Origin of the sequence: Phenylobacterium conjunctum (assembly GCF_042679085.1) — a bacterium.
GTDB lineage: Bacteria > Pseudomonadota > Alphaproteobacteria > Caulobacterales > Caulobacteraceae > Phenylobacterium > Phenylobacterium conjunctum.
Genome location: NZ_JBHTLQ010000111.1, coordinates 1 through 2,874, shown reverse-complemented (window position 1 = coordinate 2,874; position 2,874 = coordinate 1). Strand labels below are relative to the sequence as shown.

The 2,874-nt window shown below is 71.5% G+C and carries 3 protein-coding genes; all 3 read left to right on the top strand.

The annotated features are described in order from the left end of the window. Window positions 1-629: ATP phosphoribosyltransferase regulatory subunit (locus ACFQ27_RS20760; protein WP_377354913.1), on the top strand; the 629-nt coding region annotated here is incomplete at its 5' end. Continuing rightward, window positions 626-1,579 (top strand): ATP phosphoribosyltransferase, encoded by a 954-nt coding sequence (hisG, locus tag ACFQ27_RS20755; RefSeq protein WP_374346065.1) that lies wholly within the window; start codon window positions 626-628, stop codon window positions 1,577-1,579. The genes ACFQ27_RS20760 and hisG, both read left to right, overlap by 4 nt. Before the next feature lie 335 nt (window positions 1,580-1,914). Then, a partial coding sequence (locus tag ACFQ27_RS20750) for a BaiN/RdsA family NAD(P)/FAD-dependent oxidoreductase (RefSeq protein WP_377354912.1) occupies window positions 1,915-2,874 on the top strand: 960 nt, incomplete at its 3' end.

Genomic DNA, 2,874 nt, shown 5'->3' with positions numbered 1-2,874 from the left:
TGAAGCGGGCCGCGGCCCGTCCGCGCCTGATGCAGGCCGAGCTGGCGCGTGCCGGCCAGGCGGCCGAAGGCGCCGAGGACAGCCTGGCGGGCGTGCTCGCCGGCCTGTCCCCGGTCGAGGCTGGCCGGATGCTGGAAGAGATGTGGAGCCTGGCGGGCGTGGAGCCCGTGGGCGGTCGCGGACCCGCCGAAATCGCCCAACGCCTGGTGCGCCGGGCCGAGGCCGCCCGCGCCTCGGCCCTGACCCCGGACCAGGCGCAAGCGGTGCGCAAGTTCCTGGCCATTGAAGCCGAGCCCGCCGACGCCCTGGCCGCTGTCGCCGCCCTGGCCGGGCCGACCGCCAAGGCGTTGAAGGGCGCGCTCAAGGGCTGGACGGAGCGTCTGTCGCGGCTGGCCGAGGCCGGCGTGCCCATCGCCCACGCCCGGTTCGCCACCGCCCTGGGTCACGCCTTCGACTATTATGACGGCCTGACCTTCGAGATCCGGTCGGAAGCCCTGGGGCCTGAGCGGCCCATCGCCACCGGCGGGCGCTATGACGGCCTGCCCACCCGCCTGGGCGGCCCGGCCGAGGCCCAGGCCGTGGGCTGCACCCTGCGTCCCCGCTGGGCGCTGGCGGAGGACGTCCGATGAGCGAACCCCTGATTATGGCCGTGCCGTCCAAGGGGCGGCTGAAGGAACAGGTCGAGGCCTGGCTGGCCGACTGCGGGCTGAAGCTCAGCATCGCCGGCGGCGCGCGCGGCTACATGGCCGAGCTGAAGGGCGTGTCCGGGGTTCAGGTGCGCCTGCTCTCGGCCGGAGACATCGCTGAGGCCCTGGACGCGGGCGAGGTGCATCTGGGCATCACCGGCGAGGACCTGCTGCGCGAGCGCAGCGGGGTGCTGGAGGACAAGGCGCTTCTGCTGCGGGCCCTGGGCTTCGGCCGCGCCGACCTGGTGGTGGCGGTGCCCAAGAGCTGGATCGACGTCGACACCATGGCCGACCTGGAGGACGTGGCGCACGAGTTCCTGTCGCGCACCGGCCGGCGGATGCGGGTGGCCACCAAGTATCTGGTCCAGACCCGCGGCTTCTTCGCCCGGCACGGTGTGGCCGACTACCGCATCGCCGAATCGGGCGGGGCGACGGAGGGCGCGCCGGCCGCCGGCGCCGCCGAGCTGGTGGTGGATATCACCACCACGGGCGCGACCCTGGTGGCCAATGGGCTGAAGATCGTCTCCGACGGGGTGATCCTGAAGAGCCAGGCGCAGCTGACGGCGTCCCTGCGGGCGTCCTGGTCTGCGGAACAGCTGGCGGCGGCCGAGGGCCTGCTGCGGATTGTCGAGGCCCGGGCCCTGGCGCACGAGAGCGCCACGCTTGTCTGGCCCGCCCAGGACGGCGATGAGGCCCTGGTGGCCGAGCTGATCGCCGAGGGCTGCGCGCCGCGTCCGCACGGCCTTTTGACCCCCGTGGACAAGGTCGCTGAAGCCGCCCGCAAGCTCACCGCGGCGGGCCGTGGACCCGTCACGGCGTCACGCCCTGACTTCGTCTTCGAGACCCACTGCGCGCCGTTCGAGGCGCTTAGGGACAAAGTCCAGCATTTTTGACGTATGCGTCAAAATTATTCCCCTAATTGGGGGTAATTGAGCGTGTTCAAGGAAATCTGATCTATTTTTTGTCACACGAGCGAAATGGGGCCGTTGACTCGGGCCAGAAATTGCCGTTCTCTGGACCTGCGAGAGACATGACGGCCTAAGTCCTTCAGTCTCCGGCGTTTCGGGGAGGAAACGCCCGCTTCATAAGAGCGAGAGCTCAAAAAAAGGCCCGTTGCGATTATCCCCCGCAACGGGCCAATTTTTTGCCCGCAGCCAATTTTGACTCTTCTGTCAAAAATAATCAGACGCCCCGGTGCGCGCGGTTTCGTGCTATCCGCCGCAGCCTCATGACCTCCCCAAAATCAGCCCTGATCGTCGGCGCCGGACCGGCCGGCCTGTTCGCCGCGGAACGCCTGGCCACGGCCGGCTGGGCGGTGACGGTCGCCGAGCGCATGCCCAGTGTGGGACGCAAGTTCCTGATGGCCGGCCGCGGCGGCCTGAACCTCACCCACTCCGAACCGGCCGAGCCGTTCCTCAGCCGCTATGGCGAGGCGGCCGGCTGGCTGGCGCCTATGCTGGAGGCCTTTCCAGCGCCCGCCCTGCGCGCCTGGGCTGAAGGCCTGGGCCAGCCGACCTTCGTCGGCGCAAGCGGGCGCGTCTTTCCCACGGCGATGAAGGCCTCGCCCCTGCTGCGGGCCTGGCTGGCCCGGCTGGCGGACCTGGGCGTGGTGATCCGCACCCGGACCGAGTGGCGGGGCTGGAGCGAGGCCGGTGAGGCGATCCTGGTCGGGCCGGAGGGCGAAGAGCGCCTGGCGCCCGACGCCACCCTGCTGGCGCTTGGCGGCGCCAGCTGGCCGCGGCTGGGCTCTGACGGGGCGTGGGTGGAGATCCTGTCGGGCGCAGACGTGGCGGTGTCGCCGCTGCGGCCGGCCAATTGCGGGTTCGACGCCGCCTGGAGCGACCTGTTCGCCGACGGCTTCGCGGGCCATCCCTTGAAGGCGCTGGCTCTGACCCACGCCGGTCGCACGGTGCGGGGCGAGGCGATGATCACCCGCCACGGCCTGGAGGGCGGGGCGGTCTACGCCCTGTCGGCCGGCCTGCGCGAGGCGATCGCCGCCGAGGGCCCGCAGACCCTCACCGTCGACCTGCGGCCTGACCAGACCCGCGCGGCCCTGACCGCGCGGATCGCCGCCGCCCGCCCCGGCCTGTCGATCTCGAGCCTCCTGAAGAAGACCCTTAAGCTGTCGCCGGCCGCCGCCGCCCTGGTGCGCGAGGGCCATGGCCCCGGCCTGGCGCGGGGCGACCTG